The organism is Promicromonospora sp. MS192, from assembly GCF_049532985.1.
In the GTDB taxonomy this organism is placed as follows: domain Bacteria; phylum Actinomycetota; class Actinomycetes; order Actinomycetales; family Cellulomonadaceae; genus Promicromonospora.
In genome coordinates this window covers 4,996,763-5,022,993 of the sequence record NZ_CP186693.1, presented here as the reverse complement: position 1 = coordinate 5,022,993, position 26,231 = coordinate 4,996,763, and the positions used below count along the sequence as shown (strand labels likewise).

Here is a 26,231-nt window from a genome sequence, read left to right as displayed (position 1 = left end):
CCGGGGGCTAGGCGACGACCGGCGCGACGCGGCGTCGCACCACGTAGCCGAGGGCGAAGACCCCGAGCGCCGCGGCAGCCGCCGCGGCACCGAGCAGATCGAGCCACGCCGCACCGTAGGGCAGCACCGACGCCCCCACGACGGGGGCCAGCGCGATCCCGATGTACATGGCCGTGGAGTACCAGGACAGGGAGACCCCGGCGACGGCGGGATCGACGTCGACCAGCCGGTGCTGGATCGGGACGAGGGCCGCGGCGGTGGCGAGGCCCCACACGCCGAAGAGCACCGCGGTACCCACGTACGAGCCCTCGACCGCGTAGAGCGCGGCGAGGGAGACCGTCACCCCCGCGAGGGCGGCGAGCGCCGTGGGCCGTGCCCCGAAGCGGTCGGTGAGCGACCCGCCCAGCCAGTTGCCGACCACGCCCGCCACGCCGAAGACCAGCAGGAGCGTCGCCAGCGACGTGCCGCTGCCACCGGTCACGCTCTCCGTCACGGCGGAGCTGAAGATGTACACCATGTTGAACGCGGCGGTGAACAGCAGGGTCGTCATGAGGGCGAGGCCGATCCGGACGTCGCGCAGCACCGCGAACCGGGCGGCGATCCCGGGCACGACGCCGGTCGGTACGTCCCGCGTGAGGACCAGCACCGCCAGGGCCAGCACCGCTGCGAGCGCCGCCAGGATGCCGAGCGCGAGCCGCCAGCTTCCCAGCGCCGCGAGGGCCGTGCCCAGCGGCGAGCCGACGGCTGTCGCCAGGATGAAGCCGAACCCGACGACACCGAGCGCACGCCCGCGCTGCTCGGCGGGCACGAGCGTGGGAGCCGCGGCCATCGCCGCGGGCACGAGCGCGGCGCCGCCCAGTGCGGCGACCACCCGGCCCGCCGTGAAGAGCGTCAGGTCGCCCGCGATCGCCGACAGGGCGATTCCTCCGGCGATGAGCCCCATGCCGGCGCCCATCAGCGCGGCACGTGACGTTCGGGCGCACAGCACGGAGACCACCGGCGCGAGGACGGCGACGATGATGGCGTACCAGGAGATGGAGTAGCTGACGGAGCTGGTGGACGCGCCGAGACCCGTCGCGATCTGCGGGAGCACGCCCGCGATGACGAAGGCGTTGGTGCCGACCACGAACAGAGCTGCGGAGATCAGGGCGATCCGGAGGTAGGCGCCACGCAGCGAGTAAGATCGTTCGATGAGCGTCATACGGTTGAGCGTAGCCAATCGTTCGATGCCTGTCGAACGATTACGACGAGGTGCAGGTGAACGATGAGTGACTTCCCGAGTCCCGACATGGCCGAGGTCGAGCTCGTCGACGTGCTCCGCGCCCTGGCCGACCCGGCACGCCTGCAGATCGTGCGCAGGCTCGGCGACGGCCAGCCGTGCGCCAAGACGCCCGAGGTCTGGGGAGACCTGAACCTCTCGAAGTCGACCATGTCCCACCACTTCCGCACGCTGCGGGAGTCCGGGGTCACGCGCACGGTGGTGCACGGCCGCAGCCACACCATCCAGCTCCGCAAGGACGAGCTGGACGAGAAGTTCCCTGGCCTGATCGAAGCGGTTCTGGGCGACGCCTGACGCCGAGATCTGGTGGCACACCGCCAGATCTCGGCGTCCTGGGCGCGCTATTCGCCCGGGTAGGTGAGGCCGATCTGGGAGCGGATCTCGTCCAGGGTGGCCATGATGGCCACCGTCTCCGCGCGCGGGAGCAGCGGGCTGTCCAGCTCGCCGGCCGCGACCAGGCGCTCTGCCTCGGCGGCCTGGAAGTGCATGCCGCGGCCGGTCACCTCGGCGGTGAAGGTCTCGGTCTCGGTGCCCGACGCGTCGTAGACGTGCACCGTGGAGGGGTTGTACCAGGTCGCGTCGATCTCGATGCGCCCCTCGGTGCCCAGGATCGAGGCCCGGTTGGGACCCCGGGTGTCGGACGCCGACACCGTGGTCGCGACCCGGGCGCCGTCGTACCCGAAGATCGTCGCGATCGTGGCGTCCGCGCCGGTCTCCTTGAACGTCGCGTGCGACTGGATCGTGAGCGGCTCGCCGAACAGGTCCCACGCGAACGAGACCGGGTAGATGCCCAGGTCGAGCAGCGAGCCGCCGCCCAGGGCCAGGTCGTTGATGCGGTGGGCCGGGTCGTCGGGCAGGTCCTGGGTGTGGTCCACCAGGAGGGTGCGCACCTCACCGAGCACGCCCGAGGCGATGATCTCGCGCACGCGTGCCATGTGCGGCAGGAACCGGGTCCACATGGCCTCCAGCGCCACCAGGCCCTTGGCCTCGGCGAGCTCCGCGATCTCGCGCGCCTCCGCGGCGTTGAGCGTGAACGGCTTCTCGACCAGCACGTGCTTGCCGGCCTCCAGCACGAGCTTCGCCGCCTCGGCGTGCATCGGGTGCGGCGTGGCCACGTAGACGATGTCGACCTCGGGGTCGTTCACCAGGTTCTCGTAGGAGCCGTGCGCCGTCGGGATGCCGAACCGGTCGGCGAACGCGCGCGCCTTCTCCAGGGATCGGGACCCCACCGCCTGCACGGTGAAGCCGTTGTCGTTCAGGTCGGACGTGAAGCTCGCGGCGATCCCGCCGGCCGCCAGGATGCCCCATCGCAGGTGTGTCATGCCTCGAAGGGTAGTCCCGCGCCGGGCCGACGACGCCAGAGCGCCCGCCCGGTCGGAACCGGACGGGCGCTCTGCTGGCGCGAGCTTGCTCAGCGATGGGTCAGTTGACCTGGATGGTCATGTGACCGGTGCGGGCGTCCTGGGTCAGCACCTTGATGGTGGTGCCCGTGCCGCCCACCTTCACCGAGTGACGCGGGTTCTCCGCGTCCCAGTAGGCCTCGGGGTCGGTGTCGTCGAAGACCCAGGCCGGGCTCTGCTTGCCCTGCCGCAGGGTCGTGAGCGACGTGGCCGACACCTCGCGGTGCAGCGAGATCGCGTCCGTCTTCTCGCGGCCGAACGTCGCGTCGAAGGACTGGATGCGGTTCCGGGCGATCGTGCCGTCCGACCACTTCAGCACCTGCGGGCGCGCGTCGACCGGCAGCGCCTGGCCGCCGCCCTCGTGCTGCGACGTGTTGTTGTCGCCGTACAGGCTGTTCACGTACCAGATCAGCAGGCCGTCCTGGTACGGGTAGTGCTCCACCTTGTTGCTGTTGGTGAAGCTCCAGCCGAAGTTGTACGGACCGGTCTTCAGCGTCTGGTCGTACCCGCCGTACACGCGGTTCTCGGCCACGTAGTAGTGCTGGTAGGTGACCTCGTAGGTGCCGTCGGCACCGACCGTGGTGAAGCCGTCGACGGTCCAGTCGGCGACGTCCGAGAAGTCCTCGGTCAGCGCGTCGCCCACGGCGACGTCGTCGACCAGGATGCCGGTCTCGTTGGTGCCGCCGTCGCTGGAGTAGCGGAACCGGACCTGCGCCGTCTCGCCCGCGTAGTCCGCCAGGTCCGCGGTCAGGTCCACCCAGGCGCCGTCCGAGCTACCGGTGATGCCGGCGCCTGGGTTGGTGCCGTTCGGGTCCTCGTCCGTCGACAGGTTGTTCGCCAGCGCGGTCCAGGTGGAACCGCCGTCCGTCGAGACCTCGGCGAACGCGTAGTCGTAGTCCACCTCGATGTCGTACTGCACCTTGGCGGTCAGCGAGGCACCGTCCGGCACGGTGAACGAGGGCGACGTGATCGTGTTGTTCAGGTCGTTGCCGGTACCGGAGTACACGAACTGCCCGTCGAACGGTGCGATGCCGAGGTCGACCTGCTCGACGCCGTCCGGCAGGTTCACGATCGCGGCCTGCGCGCGCGTCGTGGCGTGGAACGACGGGCCGAGCTTGACGCGCTCGGTCTCGCCGGGCTCCACCGTCTCGTAGTCGAGCCAGCCCAGGAACAGCTTCTCCGTGGCACCCATGTGGTTCGGCGTGGTGCCGATGGTGCCGTCGCCGTGGCCCATCCACGAGCCGGAGCTCATGAGGTTCCAGTAGCCCGTGCCGTTCTCGCCGCCCGCGGTGTCGTAGTAGTCGGGCAGGCCGAGGTCGTGCCCGAACTCGTGCGCGAAGACGCCGAGGCCGCCGTTCTCCGGCTCCGTGGTGTAGTCGCGGATCCAGATGTCGGAGTCACCGATCTTGATGCCGCCCACCTTCGGGTAGTCGGCCGGGCCGTCCGTGCCGAAGCCGCCCTGGTTGACCGACCAGCGGTGCGACCAGATGGCCTCCTCGGGCGCACCGGCCTCCTCGCCCTCGCCGGCGTGGATCGCCTGGAAGTGGTCGATGTAGCCGTCGGGCTCGTTGGTGATGCCGTCGCCGTCCAGGTCGTAGCGGTCCCAGACGTCGAACGACTGCAGGTACGCCTCGATCTCCTCGGCACTCTTGCCCGCCGCGACCTGCTGGTCGTACCAGGCGTCCGCGGTGTCCTGGATGAACCGCGTCATGTCAGTGCCGGACTCGGTGGTGCCGTAGGACGCCGTGCTGTAGGGCACGGTCACCCAGTCGGAGACGTCGCCCTGCAGGTCGAACCGGCCCGACGACATCTCGTCGTAGATGCCCGCGAACGACTCGCCGTCCTGGTCCTCCAGGCCGGTGAAGAACATCTCCTGGTAGTGCTCGCGCGAGAAGTCGGACTCCCAGTACGTGGAGTTGTCGTCCGCCGCCGGCTCCGGGATCGAGTTGTGCACCGGGCCCGCGGTGGCGTCCGGGTAGCGCTCGTCGACCTCGTCACCGAAGTCCACGAGGATGCTGAAGAGCTGCGCCGTCTCCTCGACCCCGTACTCCACGTACTCGCGCGGGGAGATCTCCACGACCTTGGACCGGTGCTTGCCCGTGCCGCGGGTCTCGACCATGGCCTCGCCGGTGGCGACCATGTCGACGGCGAGCTGCCGCCGCTCGGTCTGCTTCTCGGCCAGGGCGTCCGGGCGGTTGTCCTCCTTGGCCGGGGCCGCCTGCTGCGGCGGCTCCTCGACGGGCGGTGCCGCGGAAGCGGTGATCGGTACGACGGCGGCCGAGAGCAGCAGTGCTGCTCCCGCGCCGACTGCACAGATACGAGAGTTCATCTTTCCTCCGTGAAGAGAGCCGCGTCCGGGACGAGGAGGTACGTACGGGTCGCCGGACCTGCTGGACACCTTTGTCCACGGAGGAGGAAACCAGGGAAATATTACGACAATGTTGCCTAGGACACACGCCAGGTTCACCCAGTTGTCCGGGTATGCGGGTGCCGAATCGGTTCGATCCCGCGTACCTTGGCGTTGCCGAGTGCCCACCCGTCGCCGGGTCCGGACCGGCCCGCTCTCACAGCGCCGCTCCCACTCCCCGGAGAATGCATGACCTCGAACAGGCCCACCGCCGCCGCGGAGTTCGCCGCTCCGCCGGTGGACCAGCGCCGCGCGATCGTCGCACTGGTCGCGCTCAGCGTCAGCGCCTTCACCTTCGTCACGGCGGAGAACCTCCCCGGCGGCCTGCTCACCCTCATCGCGCCCGACCTGGGCCGCAGCACCTCCGAGATCGGACTGCTCGTCACGGCGTACGCCGTCGTCGTGGTCGTGGCGTCCCTGCCGCTGACCCGCCTCACGCGGCGGTTCCAGCGCCGCTGGGTGCTCGCGGCGACCACCGCGGTCTGCGCCGTCGGCTCGCAATGGTCGGCCTTCGCGATCGGCTACGCCGACCTCATGGCGGCGCGCATGGTCACGGCGCTGGGCCAGGCGCTGTTCTGGTCCATCGTCACCCCGGCCGCCGCGAGCCTGTTCGCCCCCGCCGTGCGGGGCAAGATGATCGCGCGGCTCGCGGTCGGCAACTCGCTCGCGCCGCTGCTCGGCGTGCCGCTCGGCACCTGGGTGGGCCAGCAGACGAGCTGGCGCACGGCCTTCCTGCTGTTCTCCGCGGTCAGCCTGGTCGCGTGCGTCACGATGGCCGTCTCCATGCCGAACGTCGACGCCGAGCAGAGCGGCACCGCGCGCGGCACCCACCCGGACCTGCGCCGCTTCGTGATGCTCCTGGTCGTCACCGTGCTGCTCGTGACCGGCGGTTTCATGATGATCACGTTCGTCACGCAGTTCCTGCTGGAGACGGCGGGCTTCCCCGACCGCTACCTCAGCGCGCTGCTGCTGGGCCAGGGCGCCGCGGGCCTGGCCGGCACCCTGCTCATCGGTCAGGTGCTCGACAAGCGGCCGTGGCACACCGTGGTCGTGGCACTCGTCGCGCTGACCGGCGCGCTGCTGCTGCTCCGGACCCTGGGCCACGTCCCGGCCCTCGCGCTGGTCGGGCTGGCCCTGTTCGGGCTGGCGTTCAGCGCCATCCCGCCCGCCCTGTCCTTCCTGTCGCTGCGGGTCGCCCCGGGCGCCACCGAGTCCGCGACCGCGATCTCCAGCTCGGTGTTCAACATCGGGATCGGCGCCGGGTCGGCGCTCGGCGCGCTGGTGGTCGCCACCGCCGGCGTCACGACGGTGCCCCTGGTCGGGGCCGTGTTCGTGCTCGCCGCGCTGGCGGTGCTCGGGGCGGACCTGTGGGCGGCGGCGCGCGCCGCCGCCCGCGAGGCCGCTACTTCGCGGCGCCCTTGAGGGTGCCCGTCACGGGCTCCTCGGAGCTGATGATGCACTGGAGGGTGCGGTCGTCGAGCTGCTCCCAGGTGGCCTGGGTCGGGTAGAAGCCGGTGTAGCCGTACTGCGACTCGTCGTAGGACAGCCCCACGAACTTGCCGAACTCGGCGTAGCACCACTCGTCGAACTTCTTCGACATGCCCTCGTCGCCCGGGTACTCGTCGGTGTCCATGACGAGCTCGGCGAAGACCTCGCCCGTGTGCGGCTCCGCGCACGGGACCACGGGAACCGTCTCGACCTCGTACTCCTCGCCCTCCGCGGCGTCCCCGTACCCGTCGAGCGCCTCCAGGTCGATGCAGTCGCCCTTCAGGATCTGGAACGCGTCCGCCTCGGCGGAGGCGGTGATCTCGCCGCCCGGCTCGTCACGCGGCGCGTCGCCACCCGACGTGATCTGGTCGAGCACACCGCAGCCGGTCAGCAGGGTCAGCGATACGGTGGCGGCGGCCGCGGCCACCAGCAGGCGGGCGGGACGGACAGTACGGTTCATCGACTCTTCCTCAGGATGTGCCCGACGGCGCACGCCGGCGGGGCGGCGGTACGGCCGCCCCGGAAAAGTACCGTCCGCCACTGACACACCGGCGCCGGAACGGCAACGATCCGGTCACGACCCCGCCTCGGCAGCTCCCGGTACCCCGGCACAGCGGTGTTCACGCGGTGTTCACCCCGGCGGGACGACGGCGACCTACCGTGGCTCGCGGGCACCCGGGTGGTGCCCGAGCAAGCCCCCGAGAGCACGACACCCCGAAGAAGGAGCAGTCATGCGAGCCAGTACCCCCGGGCGCCTGACCGGCGCCGCCGCAGCAGCGGCCCTGCTGGCCGGCGCCGTCCTCGTCCCGGCGGCGACCGCGGCCCCGGCGTCGGCGTCGGCGTCGGCGAGCCAGCGCGACGTCCCGGCGGCAGCCGGCGCGACCACGGACCGGGGCCATGCCGGCCACGGCCACCGGACGCTGCGCGCGGCCACCTACAACCTGTCGCTCAACCGGGCCACGCAGGGCGAGCTCGTCGCCGACCTGTCCACGGGCGACGACGCGCAGGCCGCGACGGTCGCCGAGGTGATCCAGCACGCGGACCCCGACGTCGTGCTGCTCAACGAGTTCGACTACTCCGGCGACGCCGACCCGTACGCCGCCGCGGACCTGTTCCGCGAGAACTACCTGGAGGTGCCGCAGGGCACCGGCGAGCCGGTGGAGTACCCCTACGCGTTCGTGGCGCCGTCGAACACGGGGATCCCCAGCGGGTTCGACCTGAACAACGACGGGACCGTCGGCGGGGGCGACGACGCGCTCGGCTTCGGCCTGTTCCCGGGGCAGTACGGCATGCTCGTGCTGTCGAAGTACCCGATCCGGCACGACCAGGTCCGCACCTTCCAGGACTTCCGGTGGGCAGACATGCCGGGCGCGCTCCTCCCGGACGACCCGGCCACCCCTGCCCCGGCCGACTGGTACTCCGCCGAGGAGCTGGCCGTGCTGCCGCTGTCGAGCAAGTCCCACTGGGACGTCCCCGTGCGCGTGGGCCGCGAGACGGTGCACGTGCTGGCGGCGCACCCGACCCCGCCGTCGTTCGACGGGGCGGAAGACCGCAACGGCCTGCGCAACCACGACGAGATCCGGTTCTGGGCCGACTACGTGCGCGGCGGCTGCAGCGCCCGGTACCAGTACGACGACGAGGGCCGCCGCGGTGGTCTGCGCCCCGGGTCCTCCTTCGTGATCGTGGGCGACTACAACGCCGACCCCGTGGACGGTGACTCCGTGGACGCGGCCATCGACCAGCTCCTGGACCACCCGCGGATCACCGACCCGCAGGCCACGTCGGCGGGCGGGCCGGAGGCCGCGGCGCTCCAGGCGGGCGCCAACCTGACCCACCTCGGCGACCCGGCGCTCGACACCGCCGACTTCGCGGACACGACGCCGGGCAACCTCCGCGTCGACTACGTGCTGCCCTCGCGCGACCTGCGGGTCCGGGGCGCGGGCGTCTTCTGGCCGGCCGCCGCCGACCCCCTGTCCCGTCTCACGGGCGTCTACCCGTTCCCGAGCAGCGACCACCGCCTGACCTGGACGGACGTCACGCTCTGACGCCACCGGGCGCGGGGGTCGCGCCGTCCGGGCCTGCCCGGCAGGCGGGCTCCCGCGCCCTGCGTCAGAGAGCGCGGATAGGCTGACACGGTGTCTGATGCACTGACATCCTTCGGGACCGAGTCCTCCACCGGCGCGCCGCCCGCCACGCCGCGCCGCCCCCACCAGCGCACCTTCCACGGCGACACCTTCGTCGACGACTACGAGTGGCTCCGTGCCAAGGAGGACCCCGAGGTCGTCGCGCACCTGGAGGCGCAGAACGCCTGGACCCTGGAGCGGCAGGAGCACCTGGCGCCCCTGCGGCAGACCCTGTTCGACGAGATCAAGGGCCGCACGCTGGAGACCGACCTCTCCGTGCCGTCGCGCGACGGCGACTGGTGGTACTACGCACGCACCGTCGAGGGTCAGCAGTACGCGATCCACGCGCGCTACCCCGCCGCCGGGCCGGACGACTGGACGCCGCGCGTGCTCGAGCCGGGGGTGCCCGTGCCGGGCGAGCAGGTGCTGCTCGACCAGAACGCCGAGGCGGAGGGGCACGACTTCTTCGCGCTGGGTTCGCTCGATGTGTCCGAGGACGGGACCCGCCTGCTCTACGCCACCGACACGGCGGGCGACGAGCGCTACACGCTGCGGGTCCGCGACCTCGCCACGGGGCAGGACCTGCCGGACGAGGTGCGGGACACCGCCCCCGGCGCCCTGTTCGCGCCCGACGGCGAGCACGTCTTCTACCTCACCGTCGACGAGGCCTGGCGCCCCTGGCGGGTGTGGCGGCACCGGCTCGGCACGCCCGGCTCCGACGACGTGGTGGTCTTCGAGGAGCCCGACGAGCGGTACTGGGTGGGCGTGGGCCTGTCCCGGTCCCGCACGTACCTGCAGATCGAGCTCGGCTCGAAGGTGACGAGCGAGTCGTGGCTGCTGGAGGCGGACGACCCGACCGGCGAGTTCCGGGTCGTGTGGCCCCGCCGCGAGGGCGTGGAGTACACGGTGGAGCACGCGGTGCTGCCGTCCGCGGACGGGCCGCGCGACACGCTCCTGATCCTGCACAACCACGACGCCCTGAACTTCGAGCTGGTCAGCTCCCCGGTTCCCGCGCCGGGTGCACCGATCGCCCCGGAGGCGGCCACCGTCGTCGTGCCGCACGACCCGGCGGTGCGCCTGGACGGCGTGAGCGCGAGCGAGCGCTACCTGGTGCTCTACTACCGCCGCGAGGCGATCTCCCGGTCGGCCGTGCTGCAGCTCCCCGCACAGGAGCCGGTGACCTGGGACTTCCAGGAGCTCTCGTTCGGCCAGCCGCTGGAGTCGGTCGGCGCGGGCGTGGGCGTCTGGGAGCAGCCGAACCTCAAGGTCGGCTACACGTCGTTCGTGACGCCGCAGTCCCTCTACCTGTACGACGTCGCGTCCGGCGAGCGCACCCTGCTCAAGCAGCAGCCCGTGCTCGGCGGCTACGACCCGGACGACTACGACCAGCGCCGGGAGTGGGCCGTGGCCGACGACGGCACGCGGGTGCCGGTCTCGCTGGTCTGGCGCAAGGACAAGGTGCGGTTCGCCGGCGCCGGCGACGCGCCCGCCGACCCCGCACCCCTGCTCCTGTACGGGTACGGCGCCTACGAGTACTCGATCGACCCGTACTTCTCCGTGCCCCGGCTGAGTCTGCTGGACCGCGGCATCGTGTTCGCCGTCGCGCACGTGCGGGGCGGTGGCGAGATGGGCCGCGCCTGGTACGACGACGGGAAGCTCGGCGCCAAGCGCAACACCTTCACCGACTTCGTGGCCTCCGGGCGGCACCTCGTCGACACCGGCTGGACCACGCCGGACCGCCTCGTGGCGGACGGCGGCAGCGCCGGCGGCCTGCTCGTCGGCGCCGCCGTCAACCTGGCGCCCGAGCTGTTCGCGGGGGTGCTGGCCGGCGTCCCGTTCGTGGACGCCCTGACCTCCATGCTCGACCCGACCCTGCCGCTCACGGTCACCGAGCGGGACGAGTGGGGCGACCCCCTGAACGACCCCGAGGTGTACGCGTACATGCGCTCGTACACCCCGTACGAGAACGTGGCGGACGACGCCACGCACTACCCGCGGATCCTCGCCACGACCAGCTTCAACGACACCCGCGTGCTGTACGTGGAGCCCGCCAAGTGGGTGGCCCGGCTCCAGGCCGCCGGGGCGCCCGCGATGCTGAAGATCGAGATGTCGGCCGGGCACGGCGGCGTCTCGGGGCGCTACTCGGCGTGGGAGCAGATCGCCTTCGAGCACGCGTGGGTGCTGGACGTGCTGGGGCTCGCGGACCGCTGAGAGCGCCGGGGCCGCCGGGACCTGGTCCGGCGGCCCCGGCCGGCCCGTACCGGTCAGAGCCCCGACTTCGCCGCGACCACCCGGGCTGCCGCGGCGTCGACCTTCGCAGCGAACGCGGGGTCGTCCTGCGCCCTCGCCACCAGCGCATCCACCATGGACGCCGCGACCGACGGCTTCGCCGACGCGAGCACCAGGTCCACGCCCGCGTCGACGGCGCGCACCGCACGCTCGCCCGCGGGCACCCCGGTGACCTGCACGGCCGCGGACAGGTCGTCGGTGATGATGACGCCGTCGAAGCCGAGCTCCCGGACCAGCCCGACCGCCGCCGGGCTGAACACGGCGGGCGCGTCGGGGTCGATGCGCGTGTAGACGGCCGACGACATCATGACCAGCCCGGACCCCGCCGCGATGCCCGCGTCGAACACGTCCACCGAGGGCGCGTCCGGTCCGGTCACCGTGTCGGTCACGCCCGCCGTGGTGTCCGTGTTGGCGGTGACCCGGCCCAGCCCCGGGAAGTGCTTGATCGAGGTCTGCACGCCCGCGTCCCGCTGCCCCTGCGCGAACGCGTTGCCGTGCACGATCACGGACTCGGCCGTGTACCCGTAGTTGCGCCCGAAGACGCCGATCGGCGGGTTGCTCTGCGCGGAGTCCTGCGGCACGAGGTCCAGCACGGGCGCCAGGTTGAGGTTGACGCCCGCCGCGGCGAGCTCCTGACCCCAGACCCTGGACCGGGCGCGCAGGTCCGCGGGGTCCAGCGTCGCCTGGTCGACGGCGCTCGGGATGTCGCTGAACCCCGTGCCGCGCAGCACCTGGACGGCGCCGCCCTCCTGGTCGGTCGCCACGAACAGCGGCTCCCGCTCCCCCGCGGCGGCGTCGACGGCGGCGTCCACCAGGTTCTTCACCGGCTGACGCCCCGCCTTGGTGCGGCCGTGCAGGAAGACGCCGCCGATGTGGTCGTCCCGGACCATGTCGAACGTCGGCTCGAACGGTCCCTTGACCGGCAGGCCCACCATGACGACCTGCCCGACCTTCTCCTCCAGGGTCCAGCCGGCCACGAGCGACAGGTCCGGCTCCCCGGGGCCGGTGCCCGGCTGCGTCGTCGGGCCCGGCGTGGGTCCACCGGTCGGGGTGGCAGTCGGGATGGGGCTGGGCGTCCCGGCCGAGGGTGTGGGCGTCGGGGTGCTGGACGGCGACGGCGACGTGCCGCCCGGCCGACCGCTCGGCTGCGCGCTCGACTGAGCGGGCCCGGGCAGGGTCGTCGGATCGGGCTCCGTCGTGGGCCCGGCGCAGCCGCCGGCCAGGGCCGCCACCGTGAGGACCGCTGCGGCGACCAGGCCGAGCGGGCGAAAACGAGTCATGACCCCCAGTGTCGACCCGCGGTGCCTCGGATGTGCAATCCGACGCGAGGTCCGTCCCGCCGCCTGCCGGTCGATGCGGCGACGTCAGAGGGCGGCCGCGACGAGGGCGACGAAGGCGTCGACGTCTTCCTCCGTGGTGTCCCAGGCGCACATCCAGCGGACCTCGACACGGTCGGGGGTCTCGCCCGGGGACCAGTCGTAGAACCGCACCTCGGCCCGGAGCCGGTCCGCCGCGGCGCGCGGCAGGGTCGCGAAGACGACGTTCGCCTCGGTCGGCCGGGAGATCCGGACGCCGCTCCGCCCGGCGGCGCCGCCGTCGTCCGTCAGGCCCGCCGCCTCGAGGCCTGCGCGCAGGCGCGCCGCCATCGCGTTGGAGCGCTCGGCGCTGCGCAGCCAGAGCGGCGCCCCCGCACCGCTGCCCGACGTCGGCGTACCGGGCTCGCCGAGCAGCGCCAGGAGCTGCGCGGACACGAACCGGGTCTTCGACGCGAGCTGCATCGTGGCCTTGCGCAGATAGGGGACGGCGTCGGCCGGCCCGGTCCCGCCGTCGGCCCTGAGGCCGCCCGGCAGCACGACCACCGCCTCGCCGAGCATGCCGCCGTTCTTCGCCGCGCCGAGGGACAGGATGTCGACGCCGACGTCGGTGGTGATCTCCCGCAGAGAGACGCCCAGCGTGGCCGCGGCGTTCGCAAGGCGTGACCCGTCCATGTGCACCAGCAGGCCGGCGGCGTGGGCGGTGTCCGCCAGGAGCTTGAGGTCGGCCACCGGGTAGACGGTGCCGAGCTCGGTGACCTGCGTGAGGCTGAGCACGGCGGGCTGAGCGCGGTGCACGTCTCCGAGGTCGCCGGTCCAGCGGTCCACGGCCTCGGGCCCGATGCGGCCGTGCGTGGCGGGCACGGTGAGCAGCTTGAGGCCGCCCACCCGCTCGGGGGCGCCGTTCTCGTCGGTGTGGACGTGCGCGACGTCGCTCGCGATCACCCCGCCCCACCGTGGGGCGGCGGCCATCAGGCTGACGACGTTGGCCCCCGTGCCGTTCAGCACGGGGAAGATGCGGGTGCCGTCGCCGAACACCTCGGCGGCGCGGTCCCCCAGGCGGGCGGTGACGGGGTCGTCGCCGTACGAGACGGCGAACCCGTGGTTCGCCGCGGCGACGGCGGCCATGACCTCGGGGTGGACGGGGGCGTAGTTGTCGGAGGCGAGCTGCAGCACCCTCCGATTCTCCCTCTCGGCGGAGACGCGCCAGACCCTCGGGTCACCGGGTGGCCCGAGGGTCTGGCAGAGCACAGAGGTCAGGAGGCCTTGTCGACGTCCTCCGCGAGGGTGCCCAGGTACAGGGAGATCACCTTGGGGTCGGCCTGGAGCTCCCGGCCGGTCCCGGTGTGCGCGTCCTTGCCCTGGTCGAGCACGTACCCGCGGTCGCAGATCTGCAGGCAGCGCCGGGCGTTCTGCTCCACCATGACCACCGACACGCCCGCCTTGTTGATCATGCGGGTCCGCAGGAACGTCTCGTCCTGCCGCACGGGTGACAGGCCGGCCGACGGCTCGTCGAGCAGCAGCACCGACGGGTTCATCATGAGCGCACGGGCCATGGCGACCATCTGGCGCTCACCGCCCGACATGGCGCCCGCGCGCTGGGCACGTCGCTCGCCCAGCGTCGGGAACAGGTCGGTGATGAACTCGAACCGCTCGGCGAACATCTGCGGCCGCAGGTACACGCCCATGCGCAGGTTCTCCTCGACGGTGAGCGAGGGGAACACGTTGTTGTTCTGCGGCACGAACCCGACGCCCTGGGACACCAGGGTGTTCGCCTTCTGGTTCGTGATGTCCACGCCACCCAGCGTCACGGTGCCGGAACGCACGGTGACCAGGCCGAACAGGGACTTCAGCAGGGTCGACTTGCCGGCGCCGTTCGGGCCGATGATGCCGACGAGCTCGCCCTTGGCGACCTCGAGGTTGCACCCGTTCAGGATGTTCACGCCGGGCAGGTACCCGGCCACGATGTCGGTCGCCTTGAGCAGGACCTCCCGCTTCTCGGCGGTGGGTGCGGCGGCGGGCGCGGCTGTCTCGGTCATCGCTTCTCCTCCTCGGCCTCGAGCCGGGCCAGCACCGCGGGGTCGAGCAGCGAGTCGTCCCCGAGGTCGGTGTCGTGGTGAGCACCCAGGTAGGCGTCCACCACCGCCTGGTCCTGCATGACGGCGGCGGGCGGACCCTCGGCGACGATGCGACCCTCGGCCATCACCACCACCCAGTCCGAGATGTGCCGCACGGCGTGCATGTCGTGCTCGACGAACAGCACGGTCATCCCGTCGTCGCGCAGCGCCTGGATGTGACCCAGCAGGGACTGCACCAGGGCCGGGTTCACGCCGGCCATCGGCTCGTCGAGCATGATCATGGTCGGGTCCGTCATGAGGGCCCGGGCCATCTCCAGCAGCTTGCGCTGGCCGCCGGACAGCGAGCCCGCGAAGTCGTCCTTCTTGGTGTCGAGCTTGAACCGCGACAGGATCTCGAGCGCCTTCTCGGCGTTCTTCTTCTCCGTGCCGGACCACAGCGGCTTGACCAGGGAGGCGAACAGGTTCTCGCCGGGGTTGTCCATCGCGGCGAGCTGCATGTTCTGCAGCACCGTGAGGCGGGACAGCGCCTTAGTGAGCTGGAACGTGCGGACCATGCCGTTGCGCGCCACCTTGGCCGCGCTGATCCCGGCCAGCGACGTGCCCTCGAAGGACCACGAGCCCTGGTTGGGCTTGTCGAACCCCGTGAGCAGGTTGAAGAACGTCGTCTTGCCCGCACCGTTGGGGCCGATCAGCGCGGTGATGACGCCGCGCTGGACCTCCAGGTGCTCGACGTCGACGGCGGTCATGCCGCCGAACCGGCGCTGCACGCCGTCGGCGACCAGGATCGCGTCCGGCTTGCTCACGCCCACCGTCGGCTCGACGGCGGCCAGCACGTGCTCCGCGGCCTTGGCCGCCGCGGAGTCGCTGCGCTCGACGGCGTCCAGCGCCTCCACGGTGCTCTCGGGCTCGGTCACCTCGGTCACGTCGACCTCCGTCGTCTCAGGGGGCGTCTCAGCAGGGGTCTGGGGCGCCGTCTCGGGTGCCGCGTCCGCGGACGTCACAGGGGCCTCCTCAGGAGCCGTGTCTCGGGGAGTCTCATCGGGCATCGAAGGCGAGCTCCTTCTTGTTCCCCAATATCCCTTGCGGACGGAAGATCACCAGCAGCATCAGGGTGAAGCCCACGACCAGACCACCGATGTTCTCCACCTGGTCCGGGGCGAGCGTCCCGGCCAGCCCCTCACGCATGCCGGCACGCAGCAGCATGAAGACCGCCCAGAAGATCATCGCGCCGAGCACGGGCCCGAACAGGGTGGCCGCACCACCGAGCAGCAGCACGGTCCAGACGAAGAACGTCATCGACCGGGCCATGCCGTCGGGCTGCACGGCGCGGGGCAGCACGTACACGATGCCGCCCAGCGAACCGAGCACACCGCCCAGGATCAGGGCCTGCATCTTGACGGCGTAGACGTTCTTGCCGAGGGCGCGCACGGCGTCCTCGTCCTCGCGGACGCCCTTGAGGAGGCGGCCCCACGGGCTGCGGGTGAGCAGCCAGACGAACAGGAGGGCGAGCGCGACCAGCGACCACCCGACGATCCGCACCCACCAGGAGTCCGACCCGTTGTTGAGGTACTCGAACGGGCCGATGGTGGTGCGCCCGTCCGGGAGGGGCGAGAGCGCGGCGAACGTGTCCTTGAACTCGTTGCCGCGCAGACCCGCCTGACCGCCCGTCCACTCGGCGAGGCCGCTGGAGCGACCGAGCATGCGCACGATCTCGGCGGCCGCGATGGTGACGATCGCCAGGTAGTCACCCCGCAGCTTCAGCGTGGGCATACCCAGGATCAGGGCGAACAGGATGCTCGCGACCAGCGCGACGAGGAGGGCCAGCCAGAAGGGCGCCCCCGCGATCGTCGTGATCGCGAAGCCGTAGGCACCGAGCAGCATGAAGCCGGCCTGGCCCATGTTGAGCAGGCCCGTGTACCCGAAGTGCAGGTTGAGGCCGATGGCGGCCAGGACGTAGGCAGCGGTGGTCGGCGCGATCAGCTCGCCGGCCGCTTGCGTGAGGATTCGGCTCAGTTCTTCCATGGTGGTTGTCCTTTCAGCCGATCCGCTCGCGCCGGCCGAGCAGGCCCTGGGGCCGCAGCAGCAGGACGAGGATCAGGATCGCGAGCGCCGTGGCATAGCGGAGGTCGTTCGGCATGCCGGGGATGAGCGGCGACATCTCGACGACGATGCCGATGACCATCGAGCCGGCCAGTGCGCCGTACGCCGTGCCGAGGCCACCCAGGGTCACGGCCGCGAACATCAGCAGCAGCATCTGCATGCCGGTGTTCCAGCCGAAGGTGCCCACGGACAGGCCGTACATCAGTCCGGCCAGGCCGGCGAAGCCGGTGGACATGGTCCAGACGATGCGGATGATCTTGTCCGGGTTGATGCCGGTGGCCGAGGCGAGGGCCGGGTTGTCCGACACGGCGCGCGTGGCCCGGCCGATGCGGGTGCGGGTCAGGAACCAGCCGATGAACAGGATGGCGATGACGGCCACGCCCATCGAGGCCCAGGACCACGTCGAGAGCGTGATGCCGGCGATCGTCATCGACGTCGGGTTGGTGCTGAGGATGCGCTCGGACCCGTTGCCGATCATGAGCTGGATCGTGTACTGGAGGGTCAGCGAGAGACCGATGGTGATGATCATCAGCTGTGTCAGCGGTGTGCCGCGTTGGCGCAGCGGCTTCCACAGGACGACGTCCTGCAGGAACCCGGTGGCGGTGCAGATGACGACCGCGAGGATCGCCGCGGGCCAGAAGGACAGGCCCCACATGTTGATCCCGATGAAGGCGAACACCGCGCCGAGCGTGAACTGCTCGCCGTGCGCGAAGGTCGACAGGCCGGTGGTGCCGTAGATCAGGCTGATGCCCACCGACGCGAGGGCGAGCAGGAGACCGAGGCGGATGCCGAGCCCGAACTTCTGCCAGGCGTTCGCCAGGGAGAAGCCGCCGGAGGTCGCCTCCTCGGATCCCGCCTCGCCCGCGGCAGGCGTCTCGGCGCCGCCGCCCGCGCTCTCGCCCGGCTCGGCCGACGGCGACGCGTCGACGGGCTGGTCGCCGAGCGTGATCGCGCCGCGCGCCGTGGAGCCCGTCTGTGCCGTCACCTCGACCTGGGGCGGGTCGGGGAACAGCCCGTCGGGCAGCGACGCCTCGTCGAGCGCGATCGTGTAGATCCCGACGGTCGGCACCTCCACGGACACGGGGCCGTCCGCGGTCGTGGCGACCTCGGCCTCGAAGTCGTCGCCCGTGATCGTGACGGTGACGTCGGGGACGAAGTTGCGCTCCTCGTCCATCACGACGGCCGCGACGCAGGCTGTGGTGCTGTCGGATGTGCAGTCTGTCGCGACGGGCGCCGTGGCTGCCATGGCGGGCGCCGCGGCGAGCAGGGCCGGGAAGGCCGCTGCCGCGAGCGTGGCCACGACCCTGCGCGCGGCCGTCGCGAGGTTCGGTCGGTCGGCTGTCATCTGCCGGGTCCTCCGTCGGTTCTGGTGGGTGGTGCCCCGAGGTCTCGGTGCCGCACGACGCCACGAAGATTTAGCCCTGCTTAACCAGGCCTGCATCAAACTGATGGCATCAGCGTGCCGAGAGTGTAGCCGCACCGTGTGTCGTGGATTACACGTGCCGTGTGACACACGGTTTCGGCGGCTGTATAGGGGGCGATCGAAACGATCCGCGTCGTTGCGGACCCGCTGCCCCACGGGTGTCCGACGGCTGGCAAGAGGCGCGTTGTCCGGTTCGCACCCGCTCTTGATCGCAGTTCGGCAACGATCAGGCCCGGCCACCCGAAGGGGTGACCGGGCCTGGTCGCGGTGCGGTGCTCAGCGAGCTGTCGATCAGCCCTGGACGGAGCCCTCGACGACCTTGGTCCAGATGTTCTTGTTGGTGTCGTCGTACTCGTAGACACCGATGAACGCGGACGACGGGTCGTTGTCCTCGTTGAGCGGGCCGATGCCGGCGACGCCCGTGTAGCTGATCTCGTCGCCCGCCTCGAGCGCCTCGACGCCCTCCTCGAACGTGGAGACCTCGGTGGCACCCTCCTCCGAGCCGGAGACCGCGCGGATGTTGTCCGCGAGGGTCTGGCCGTCGGTGCCCTCGCCGCGGACGGCGGCGAGCGCGACCAGGATGGCGGCGTCGTAGGACTCAGGGGCGTAGGCGTAGTCGGACAGCTCCTCGCCGGCGTCCTCCTGGTACCACTCGTTCAGACGCTCCTTGAAGTCCTCCGGGGCGTCGGCGCCGGGGATGGTGCCCTTGACGCCCTCGAGCGTGCCCGGGTCGAAGTCCTTGGAGTAGTCGGCGGTGTTGCCGTCGCACAGGTACGTCTTGCCGGCGAACTCCCAGTCCTGGGTGACCAGCTCGGCGATGGCCGCCTTGGTCTCCTCGAAGGCGAAGATGGCGATGGCGTCGGGCTTGGCCGCCAGCGCGTCCGAGACCACGTTCGCGAAGTTGGTCTCGGCCTGGGCGAACTCCGTGCCGTCGCCGGTGCCGCCGTAGACGACCTCGCCGCCGCCGGCCTCGACCGCCTTCTGCACGTTGTCGCGCAGGCCGGTCGCGTAGTCGTCCTGCATCGTCAGGAAGGCGACCTTCTGGTGGCCGTCCTCGAGCATGAGCGAGCCGAGCGCCTGACCCTGGACGGTGTCCGGCGGAGCGGTACGCGCGAACAGCGGGGAGTAGCCCGACAGGGTGGTCGACGTGTTGGCGGGCGACACCTGGAGCACGCCGGCCTCGGTGACCGAGTCCACCACGTTGAGGGTCACGGTCGACGACGCGGCACCGATGATCGCGCTGACGTCCTGACCCAGCAGGTCGGTGACCGAGTTGGTCGAGACGTTGAGGTTGTCACCGTCACCAGAGTCGGCGCTGGCGATCTCGACGTCGTTGCCGAGCACGCCACCGGCCTCGTTGATGTCGGCGACAGCCAGGCCGACACCCGCGACCTCGGGCGGGCCCAGGTAGGCCAGGTTGCCGGTGAGCGGGAGCAGGGTGCCGATCTTCAGCGGGTCGGACGAGCCCGAGCCCTCGCCCTCTCCGCCGTCGGACGTGGTGGCGCAGGCCGCGAGGCCCACGCTGAGGACTGCCGCGACCGCGAGTCCGCGAGCCGCCGTGGAGCGTCGAATCATTTCTGCTGGTCCCCTTCGAGCGGGAGTGAACCTGACGTGGCGACTTGCCTCGTCGTGGCGATGAACGTAGCCACCTTGTGTGACGTTGGTGTGACTAGTTCGTCACACACCCCCGATCGTTACGAGGATGTTACCCGGGCATGCAGCGCCCATGAATCCGGATGAAATCGGGCGTGAATCGGGTCGTGATCGGCACAATCACAGTCCTCGAATGCGTTCAGGGAATGCCCGAGCGCCCGACGCGGGCGAGTTGCGCGCCCGGCGGGTAGAGTTGTCGCCGTTGCAGTGCCTCGATCGTTCTTCTTCAAGAGATGACGACGACACCGTGATTACAGCGATCCCGACGGTCGGGGTCGTCGCATCTTGCAAGGAGCAGTACATGGCATTCGGAACCGTCAAGTGGTTCAACGCCGAGAAGGGCTTCGGGTTCATTGCGCCCGAGGACGGTGGGCAGGACGTGTTCGCCCACTTCAGCGCCATCCAGTCGAGCGGCTACCGCTCGCTCGAGGAGAACCAGCGCGTCGAGTTCGACGTGAAGCAGGGCCCCAAGGGCCTGCAGGCGGAGAACATCCGCCCGCTCTGATTCCCACAGAGTCTTCGCGGCCCGCGCGCTGAGCTCCTCCCGGAGCCCGGCACCGGTCGCACGACGTCGGCCCGGTCGCCTTTCGAGGTGGCCGGGCCTTCGTGCTCTCTCCGGTTCCCACGACGCCCTGGAACCACGGGCCGGGGCCGGGCGTTCCTCTCGTGGACCGTCTCCCACGAGCCACCTACGAAGGACGAGATCATGGGCTTCCTCGACCGACTGCTCGGCCGCGAGCCGCGCGACCAGATTCCCGGTATGTACCAGGGCGGCGGCACGCCGCAGCAGCAGTACCGGCAGACGCCGGCCCCCGCGTACGGCACCGCACCGGCCTACGGCTCCGCCGCGAGCACCGGCCGCAGCGAGGACGAGGTGGCGATCGAGCGCTACCGCTACCTGCTCAAGACGGCGCCGCCGGACCGGGTCGAGGAGGCGCACGCCGAGGCGTTCGCGCAGCTCACGCCCGAGCAGCGCAGCCAGGTGCTGGCCCAGCTCAGCGAGAGCGTGCCGCCGAGCGAGCGCGCGACGTCGGACGACCCGCGCGACCTGGCCCGGATGGCCACCCGCGCGGAGATGCGCAACCCCGGGACGCTGGAGCGGAACTTCGGTCAGAGCCGGGGCCCCGGCTTCGGCTCCATGCTCGGTGCGAGCATGCTCGGCACCATCGGCGGCATGGTCATCGGCTCGGCGGTGGCCGACATGATGTTCGGCAGCTCGTTCGGCGACCCGTCCCAGGACTTCGCCGGTGGCGAGGAGGGCGGCGAGGCCGGAGGCGCCGAGGAGGCAGGTGCCGAGGGCGGCGACCCGGGTGCTGAGGCCGGCGCCGAGCCGGTCGAGGCCTCCGGGGCCGATGCGGGCGCCGACGCCGGCGGGGACGCGGGCGGCGGGTTCTTCGGTGACATGTTCGGCGGCGGCGGAGACTTCGGCGGCGGGGACTTCGGTGGGGGCGACTTCGGCGGCGGCGAGTTCTGACGCCGTCCCCCGGGCTGCTCAGCCGCCGATGAGGCGGAGGAACCCGCCCAGCTCCAGGAGGCGTCGGACACCGTCCGCCTCCAGGTCGCCCGGCAGGTAGTCGGTGAGCCGTGGTGACGAGATCACCACGGCTCGCCACTGCGCCCGGGACACCGCCACGTTGATCCGGTTGCGGGACAGCAGGAAGCCCATCCCCCGGGAGACGTTCTCGGGCGCCGAGGCGGCCAGCGTCAGGATGGCCACCGCGGCCTCCCGGCCCTGGAACATGTCGACGGTGCCCACGGGCACCCCGCCGAGCCCCGCCGCACGCAGGGCCTGGCGCACCAGGTGGACCTGCGCGTTGTACGCGGCGACCACCACGACGTCGTCCTGGCCGAGCGGCCGGGGCTCGCACCCGGTGCCGGCGACCCACGCGCGTCCCAGCACCTCCTGGACCTGGCGCACCACCTCCTCCGCCTCCGCGGGGGAGGACGTGGAGCGCCCCTCGTGAGCGACCGGCACGTGCACCACGCCGGGCGCCACCCCGGCCAGCGACCGGGTGGTGGTGACGGGATGGGCGGCGAGCCGGCCGGCGTAGGCGAGCTGCGACACGGCGGCGCAGACCTCGGGGTGCATCCGCCACGACTCGGGCAGCAGGTACCCGAGCCCGTCGGGCAGCACGGAGCTGCCGGCGGCGAGCCACGCGAGCGCCGACTCGTCGACCGGCTCGGGGTGCCGCCCCTGGCTCACCTGCGGCAGCTGCTGCGGGTCGCCCAGCAGCAGCAGGCGCTGCGCGGCCCGCCCGACGGCGATGGTGTCGGCCAGCGAGAACTGTCCCGCCTCGTCCACGACCAGCAGGTCGAGCCCCTCGGCGGGCCAGCGCCCGTGCGCGAAGTCCCAGGCGGTACCGCCCACCACGCAGCCGCCGGAGCTGTTGGCGGCGAACTCCGCCAGCTTCTCGCCGTTGACCTCCTGCCAGGCCTGGGCGGCATCGCTCTCCGCACCCTTGGCCCGCTGCTTCTTCGCCACCTGGTCGGCGGGCACCCCCGCCTTGTGGACCACCGCGCGCAGCATGTTCTCGACGGCGGCGTGCGACTGGGCGACGACCCCCACCCGCCACCCCGCGCCCACCAGCCTGGCCACGACGTGCGAGCCGACATGGGTCTTGCCGGTACCGGGCGGACCCTGCACCGCGAGGTAGGACCGGTCGAGGCGCTCGACGGCGGCGAGCACCGCGGCCTCCACGGCGGGTCCGTCCCCCGGCCCGAGGCCGGGCAGACCACCGCCGTCGGCCATGCGGGGCGGGCGGCGGCTGAGCAGGTCGACGGCCGCACCGTCGGGCAGGGTGCGGTCGGCGTCCCACGCCGCGAGGGCTGCGCGAGCGGCGTCCTCGACCGCCTGTTCCTGCGCGTCGTGCGCGGGTCCCGGCTGCGGTGCGAGCGCGACGGGAGGCTGGTCGTGCGGTTCCGCGCCACCGGAGAGGCGCTCCCGCAGCACCACCACGTCGTAGCCGCGCGGCAGGTCGTCGTCCACGCACTCTCGGATCTCCAGGATCACCCCACCGGAGTGCTCACCCCGGACGGCCCGCGCCGTCAGCTCCTGAGCACCCCGGGGCAGGGCGACCGGCGGCACCGGCTGGTCGTAGAGCACGTGCACCCCGTCGCCCGCACCGAGGTCGGATCCGTCGACGCGGGAACCGTCGAGCATGCGCCCCACCAGCTCGACCTCCCGTGACGCCAGCCGGTCGCGGCCCACCACGTCCCAGTCCCGGAGCACGGTCGAACGTTCCACGTGGAACGTCGACCTGCGCCCGGGCCACTCGTCCAGCGGGAGCTCCAGCCGCGCGTAGTGCTCCTGCCAGAACGGCTTCTCCTCCCGCTGGTAGTAGCCGACGGCCGCACCGAGCAGGGCGAGCGCCTGCACCTCGAGCGATCGCACCCCGCGGTTCTCCCCCACCCGGGCGGCGATCTCCGCCCCCAGCGCCAGCCGGCGTTCGCGGGTCTCCCGGCGGGTCGCCGCCCGCTCGGACGCGGCGTCGTCCGGCTCGGCGGGCGCACCCGAGGCGGATGCCGTGTCGTCCGGGCCGGCGTCCGGCAGCGCGTAGGCGCGCACGGGCGGGACGGGCGAGGTTCCGCCGACCGAGTCCCGCGCCCACCGCAACCAGTCCAGCAGCCGGAGCGTCGAGCGGCAGTCGTACTCGTTGTAGTCCAGGATCCGCTGCCGCAGCCCCGCCGCCCGCTCGTCGCCGGCGGCCGCGAGCTCCGCGTACTCGGCGTACTCCGTGACCGACGCGGTGGCGCTCGTGACTCCCTCGCGCGCCGGGTCGTCCTGCATGTAGAGGGGTTCGAGCTTCTTGATCGACTTGGACCGGTTCGAGATGCGCAGGCTGGACCGCACCACCGCGTAGAGGTCCACCAGCACGCCGTCGCGCAGCAGCTGGTCCACCTCGTCCTCGTACACCCCGTGCCGGGCCGCGATCGAGAGCAGGTGCGTCTTCTCGTAGGCGGCGTAGTGGTAGACGTGCAGGTCGGGGTACATCTCCCGGCGCCGGGTGAGGTAGTCCACGAAGCGGACGAGGGCGTCGCGCTCCCCCGCCAGATCGTCGGCCCAGAGCCCGTGGAACGGCGGGGTGCCGTCGCCCGGGCCGGGCCGCTCGACCCAGCCGAAGAGGTAGTCGAGCCCCATGGCCGGCGCCTGGTCGTCGCCCGGCAGCCGCGGGGCCTCCCACAGCGGGTCGCCCTCGAAGTCGAAGAACACGTCCCCCGGGCTCGGCGGGGGCAGGCGGTCGATGGCCTCGGTCGCGACGAGCTGCCAGCGGAGGCGCCCGTCGGGGCCGTCGGGGTCCACGCCGTCGGGCAGGTGGTCGAGCGCCACCGACCCGTCGCCGTCGTCCAGCCCGAGCTGGAGGCGAGCCTGCGCGCGCAGGCCCTCGAAGCGGGCGGCGGCCATGCCGTCGGGTGGCTCCTCGGCCGTCGCGAGCGCGTCGATCGTCGAGATGCCGGCCGCTGCCAGCCGCACCCGCTGCGCCCCGTACACCCCGCCGACCAGCAGCACGTCGCGTTCCTGGGCCACGGCGTCCGCGCAGTCCGGGCAGTCGCGCAGCCGGCCGCAGGCCAGGTACCGGTCGTCGCCCCAGCGCACCGGGGCGTCGTCGGCCACGTGGGCGTCCAGGACGTCGAGCAGCCGGGCGCGCCGCCGCCGGAAGACCGGCAGCAGGTCGGCGAGCCGGTGCGACGTCGTCTCCCCCGTGCCGAGGACGAGGTGCACCTGGTCGGTGGGGTCGATCCGCGCCGCCATGAGCTGGTCCGCGTACGCGGCGAGCTGGAGCAGGGCGCGGACCTTCGTGCGGCGCGCGAGCTTGGAGTCGTGCACGGCGTACCGGAGCCGGCCCGCGAGCGGGTCCCGCAGCAGGAAGTCGGCCCGGCCGTGGAACCGGCCGTCGAAGAACGAGGCCTGGTAGACGACGTCGGCCCCCTGTTCCAGGGCAGCCAGCGTGCGGGCGTGCGCGTCGGTCAGCTCGTCGCGGGACATGCGCCGCGCCGGGGCGATCTCCAGCACACCGCCCGGCCGCCCCGCCGTGGCCGGGCCGTGGGCGCGCAGGTGCGCGTCCAGGACGCGTCGCTCGTGCTGCTCGCCGAGGGCCGCGGTGCGGGCGAGCATCGCGTCCTCCTCCCGCGGTCTGCGCGGGCTCCTGCCGAGCAGCTCGTCGAGCCGTCGCAGCAGGCGGAACTCGCACTCGCCGGCGGTCACGAGATCGCTCGCCGAGTGCACCAGGGTGCCTGCGTCGTCACGCTCCAGGAGGAACATGGACCCAGGTCTACCAGTGACCACTGACACGAGCACGCTACTGTCGGGCGCACAGGCGGTAGATATGTCCGGTTCGACCCCCGTTCTAGCGCCGACCCGCTCGGATGGCCGATAGTGGGGCCGACCGTACAGAAGGAGCAACCATGCCCGTGCGCTTCAACCCGCCTCCGGGTTGGCAGGTGCCCCCGGGATTCCGACCCGACTCCGCCTGGGCTCCGGACCCCTCGTGGCCGCCGGCCCCGCCCGGCTGGAACTACTGGGTGGACACTCCCCGGCCGGACGGTGCCGACCGCGCCGCCACGCCCCCCGCACCCCCGGCACCCCCGGTCCCGGCTCCGAGCGGCGCCGGCCCCGACAGCGGCGCCGACACGAGGACCGTCGCGATCCAGGTGATCGACGCGCCGCCCGCACCCCGCACACCCGGCCCGGCCCCGTCGCCCGGAGCGGCGGGGTCCCCCGCACCGGCCCCCGCCGACGCCCTGGGATCGACCATCACCATGGCGCCCATCAGCGCACCTCCTGCGCCCGGTCCGCCCGGTCCGCCCCGGCCGGGCTCCGGCCCGCAGCCGGTCTATCCCCCGCAGCCCGGCACGGCACCGCCCCCGCCGCCGCCCGGGGCACCGCGCTCGGGTCCCACCACCGGGGTGCTCGCGGCCCTGAAGAACCTCGGCGGCAAGGGGCCGACGCCGCCCGCCCCGGCGCCCTCGTCCGGCCCCGGCCCGCTGAGCATCGACGACGCGAACCACCACGACCCGCGCGGCCCCCTCCCCGTCGCGGCCGTGCCCCCGGGGCCCCGGCCGGGCCGGTCCGGACGGCAGCCGGGGTCGCGCGGCCCGGGTGCCGGTCTCATGGTTGCCGTCGCCGTGGCCGGTCTCGCCCTCGGCGTGATCATCGGCGTGGTGGTCACGGCAGGCCAGCAGGCCGACGCCAACCAGGCCATCGCCGACGCACAGACCGCGCAGTCGGGGATCGACGAGCAGCAGGCCGAGATCGACATGCAGCGGGCCCAGATCGACAAGCAGCGCGACGACGTCGCGGCCCGCGAGCAGGCCCTCGGTGAGCGCGAGGCGAAGCTCGAGGAGCGGGAGAAGGCGCTCGAGCAGCAGGAGCAGCAACAGCAGCAGGAAGAGCAGGAGCAGCAGGAGGAGGACTGGGGGGACGACGGGAACAACGGGAACGGCAACAACCCCGGCACCGTCTTCTACTGGAACTGCGACGCAGTCCGCGCCGCGGGCGCCGCACCGCTCCCGGCCGGGCAGCCGGGGTATCTGCCGCACCTGGACGGGAACGGCAACGGCATCGCCTGCGAGGACGGCGAGTAGACCGGGCAGACCGCACGCGAAAAGGAGCGGGCCGAGGCAGATCCCCAGACTCTGCCTCGGCCCGCTCGTGTGTTCCCGGCCCACGCCATCTCCCCA

At 72.2% G+C, this 26,231-nt stretch carries 19 protein-coding genes; 7 read left to right on the top strand and 12 right to left on the bottom strand.

Annotation, left to right across the window (positions count from 1 at the left end; genetic code table 11):
• Window positions 1-7: 7 nt before the first annotated feature.
• Window positions 8-1,201: an MFS transporter gene (locus tag ACO229_RS22380; RefSeq protein ID WP_423462846.1), complete on the bottom strand. Its 1,194-nt coding sequence runs from the start codon at window positions 1,199-1,201 to the stop codon at window positions 8-10.
• 63 nt (window positions 1,202-1,264) lie between these two features.
• On the opposite strand from ACO229_RS22380, the gene ACO229_RS22375 reads away from it, so the two are divergent.
• The gene (locus ACO229_RS22375; protein ID WP_423462845.1) at window positions 1,265-1,573 is read left to right on the top strand and encodes an ArsR/SmtB family transcription factor; all 309 of its coding nucleotides are present in this window, start codon (window positions 1,265-1,267) and stop codon (window positions 1,571-1,573) included.
• Window positions 1,574-1,620: 47 nt separating this feature from the next.
• Here ACO229_RS22375 and ACO229_RS22370 read toward each other — a convergent pair whose 3' ends face one another.
• Both ACO229_RS22370 and ACO229_RS22365 read right to left on the bottom strand, forming a co-directional pair.
• A complete protein-coding gene (locus ACO229_RS22370) occupies window positions 1,621-2,601 on the bottom strand; it encodes a Gfo/Idh/MocA family protein (protein WP_397429178.1) in 981 nt (326 codons plus the stop codon).
• 100 nt (window positions 2,602-2,701) lie between these two features.
• Window positions 2,702-5,008 (bottom strand): immune inhibitor A domain-containing protein, encoded by a 2,307-nt coding sequence (locus ACO229_RS22365; RefSeq protein ID WP_423462844.1) that lies wholly within the window; start codon window positions 5,006-5,008, stop codon window positions 2,702-2,704.
• Between the two features lie 267 nt (window positions 5,009-5,275).
• On the opposite strand from ACO229_RS22365, the gene ACO229_RS22360 reads away from it, so the two are divergent.
• Window positions 5,276-6,508: an MFS transporter gene (locus tag ACO229_RS22360; RefSeq protein WP_423462843.1), complete on the top strand. Its 1,233-nt coding sequence runs from the start codon at window positions 5,276-5,278 to the stop codon at window positions 6,506-6,508.
• On the opposite strand, the gene ACO229_RS22355 is transcribed toward ACO229_RS22360, so the two are convergent.
• Window positions 6,489-7,034 (bottom strand): septum formation family protein, encoded by a 546-nt coding sequence (locus ACO229_RS22355; protein WP_397429181.1) that lies wholly within the window; start codon window positions 7,032-7,034, stop codon window positions 6,489-6,491. The two genes, ACO229_RS22360 and ACO229_RS22355, sit on opposite strands and share 20 nt — an antisense overlap.
• A 271-nt stretch (window positions 7,035-7,305) precedes the next feature.
• Between ACO229_RS22355 and ACO229_RS22350 the strand changes: the two genes are divergently transcribed.
• Complete coding sequence (locus ACO229_RS22350; RefSeq protein WP_423462842.1) at window positions 7,306-8,619, top strand: endonuclease/exonuclease/phosphatase family protein; 1,314 nt, start codon at window positions 7,306-7,308, stop codon at window positions 8,617-8,619.
• 90 nt (window positions 8,620-8,709) lie between these two features.
• Window positions 8,710-10,908 (top strand): S9 family peptidase, encoded by a 2,199-nt coding sequence (locus ACO229_RS22345; protein WP_423462841.1) that lies wholly within the window; start codon window positions 8,710-8,712, stop codon window positions 10,906-10,908.
• Window positions 10,909-10,961: 53 nt separating this feature from the next.
• On the opposite strand, the gene ACO229_RS22340 is transcribed toward ACO229_RS22345, so the two are convergent.
• The 7 genes from ACO229_RS22340 to ACO229_RS22310 form a co-directional block, all read right to left on the bottom strand.
• Window positions 10,962-12,266, bottom strand: coding sequence for a glycoside hydrolase family 3 N-terminal domain-containing protein (locus tag ACO229_RS22340; RefSeq protein ID WP_423462840.1), 1,305 nt, complete (start codon window positions 12,264-12,266; stop codon window positions 10,962-10,964).
• A gap of 84 nt (window positions 12,267-12,350) precedes the next feature.
• Window positions 12,351-13,475 carry a threonine aldolase family protein gene (locus ACO229_RS22335; RefSeq protein ID WP_423462839.1) on the bottom strand — a complete coding sequence of 375 codons (1,125 nt, stop codon included), beginning with the start codon at window positions 13,473-13,475 and terminating at the stop codon, window positions 12,351-12,353.
• 80 nt (window positions 13,476-13,555) lie between these two features.
• Complete coding sequence (locus ACO229_RS22330) at window positions 13,556-14,338, bottom strand: ABC transporter ATP-binding protein (RefSeq protein WP_397429186.1); 783 nt, start codon at window positions 14,336-14,338, stop codon at window positions 13,556-13,558.
• Window positions 14,335-15,270: an ABC transporter ATP-binding protein gene (locus ACO229_RS22325; RefSeq protein WP_423465333.1), complete on the bottom strand. Its 936-nt coding sequence runs from the start codon at window positions 15,268-15,270 to the stop codon at window positions 14,335-14,337. The genes ACO229_RS22330 and ACO229_RS22325 overlap by 4 nt, the downstream gene beginning before the upstream one ends.
• A gap of 142 nt (window positions 15,271-15,412) precedes the next feature.
• Window positions 15,413-16,399 (bottom strand): branched-chain amino acid ABC transporter permease, encoded by a 987-nt coding sequence (locus ACO229_RS22320; protein ID WP_423462838.1) that lies wholly within the window; start codon window positions 16,397-16,399, stop codon window positions 15,413-15,415.
• Between the two features lie 13 nt (window positions 16,400-16,412).
• The gene (locus tag ACO229_RS22315; protein WP_397412031.1) at window positions 16,413-17,822 is read right to left on the bottom strand and encodes a branched-chain amino acid ABC transporter permease; all 1,410 of its coding nucleotides are present in this window, start codon (window positions 17,820-17,822) and stop codon (window positions 16,413-16,415) included.
• Window positions 17,823-18,191: 369 nt separating this feature from the next.
• Complete coding sequence (locus ACO229_RS22310) at window positions 18,192-19,475, bottom strand: ABC transporter substrate-binding protein (RefSeq protein WP_423462837.1); 1,284 nt, start codon at window positions 19,473-19,475, stop codon at window positions 18,192-18,194.
• Between the two features lie 379 nt (window positions 19,476-19,854).
• Between ACO229_RS22310 and ACO229_RS22305 the strand changes: the two genes are divergently transcribed.
• Window positions 19,855-20,058, top strand: coding sequence for a cold-shock protein (locus ACO229_RS22305; protein ID WP_020017413.1), 204 nt, complete (start codon window positions 19,855-19,857; stop codon window positions 20,056-20,058).
• 201 nt (window positions 20,059-20,259) lie between these two features.
• Window positions 20,260-21,027, top strand: coding sequence for a hypothetical protein (locus ACO229_RS22300; protein WP_397412036.1), 768 nt, complete (start codon window positions 20,260-20,262; stop codon window positions 21,025-21,027).
• 18 nt (window positions 21,028-21,045) lie between these two features.
• Here the strand turns inward: ACO229_RS22300 and ACO229_RS22295 are convergent, their stop codons facing one another.
• Window positions 21,046-24,813 carry a TM0106 family RecB-like putative nuclease gene (locus ACO229_RS22295; protein ID WP_423462836.1) on the bottom strand — a complete coding sequence of 1,256 codons (3,768 nt, stop codon included), beginning with the start codon at window positions 24,811-24,813 and terminating at the stop codon, window positions 21,046-21,048.
• 143 nt (window positions 24,814-24,956) lie between these two features.
• Between ACO229_RS22295 and ACO229_RS22290 the strand changes: the two genes are divergently transcribed.
• Window positions 24,957-26,135, top strand: a complete 1,179-nt coding sequence (locus ACO229_RS22290) for an excalibur calcium-binding domain-containing protein (RefSeq protein ID WP_423462835.1) — start codon at window positions 24,957-24,959, stop codon at window positions 26,133-26,135.
• The last annotated feature ends 96 nt before the right edge of the window (window positions 26,136-26,231 follow it).

Bases quoted from the DNA above. Each gene is read 5' to 3' on its own strand.
- ACO229_RS22380 (WP_423462846.1), bottom strand. From the start codon at position 1,201: ATGACGCTCATCGAACGATCTTACTCGCTGCGTGGCGCCTACCTCCGG.
- ACO229_RS22375 (WP_423462845.1), top strand. From the start codon at position 1,265: ATGAGTGACTTCCCGAGTCCCGACATGGCCGAGGTCGAGCTCGTCGAC.
- ACO229_RS22370 (WP_397429178.1), bottom strand. From the start codon at position 2,601: ATGACACACCTGCGATGGGGCATCCTGGCGGCCGGCGGGATCGCCGCG.
- ACO229_RS22365 (WP_423462844.1), bottom strand. From the start codon at position 5,008: ATGAACTCTCGTATCTGTGCAGTCGGCGCGGGAGCAGCACTGCTGCTC.
- ACO229_RS22360 (WP_423462843.1), top strand. From the start codon at position 5,276: ATGACCTCGAACAGGCCCACCGCCGCCGCGGAGTTCGCCGCTCCGCCG.
- ACO229_RS22355 (WP_397429181.1), bottom strand. From the start codon at position 7,034: ATGAACCGTACTGTCCGTCCCGCCCGCCTGCTGGTGGCCGCGGCCGCC.
- ACO229_RS22350 (WP_423462842.1), top strand. From the start codon at position 7,306: ATGCGAGCCAGTACCCCCGGGCGCCTGACCGGCGCCGCCGCAGCAGCG.
- ACO229_RS22340 (WP_423462840.1), bottom strand. From the start codon at position 12,266: ATGACTCGTTTTCGCCCGCTCGGCCTGGTCGCCGCAGCGGTCCTCACG.
- ACO229_RS22330 (WP_397429186.1), bottom strand. From the start codon at position 14,338: ATGACCGAGACAGCCGCGCCCGCCGCCGCACCCACCGCCGAGAAGCGG.
- ACO229_RS22320 (WP_423462838.1), bottom strand. From the start codon at position 16,399: ATGGAAGAACTGAGCCGAATCCTCACGCAAGCGGCCGGCGAGCTGATC.
- ACO229_RS22315 (WP_397412031.1), bottom strand. From the start codon at position 17,822: ATGACAGCCGACCGACCGAACCTCGCGACGGCCGCGCGCAGGGTCGTG.
- ACO229_RS22310 (WP_423462837.1), bottom strand. From the start codon at position 19,475: ATGATTCGACGCTCCACGGCGGCTCGCGGACTCGCGGTCGCGGCAGTC.
- ACO229_RS22305 (WP_020017413.1), top strand. From the start codon at position 19,855: ATGGCATTCGGAACCGTCAAGTGGTTCAACGCCGAGAAGGGCTTCGGG.
- ACO229_RS22300 (WP_397412036.1), top strand. From the start codon at position 20,260: ATGGGCTTCCTCGACCGACTGCTCGGCCGCGAGCCGCGCGACCAGATT.
- ACO229_RS22295 (WP_423462836.1), bottom strand. From the start codon at position 24,813: ATGTTCCTCCTGGAGCGTGACGACGCAGGCACCCTGGTGCACTCGGCG.
- ACO229_RS22290 (WP_423462835.1), top strand. From the start codon at position 24,957: ATGCCCGTGCGCTTCAACCCGCCTCCGGGTTGGCAGGTGCCCCCGGGA.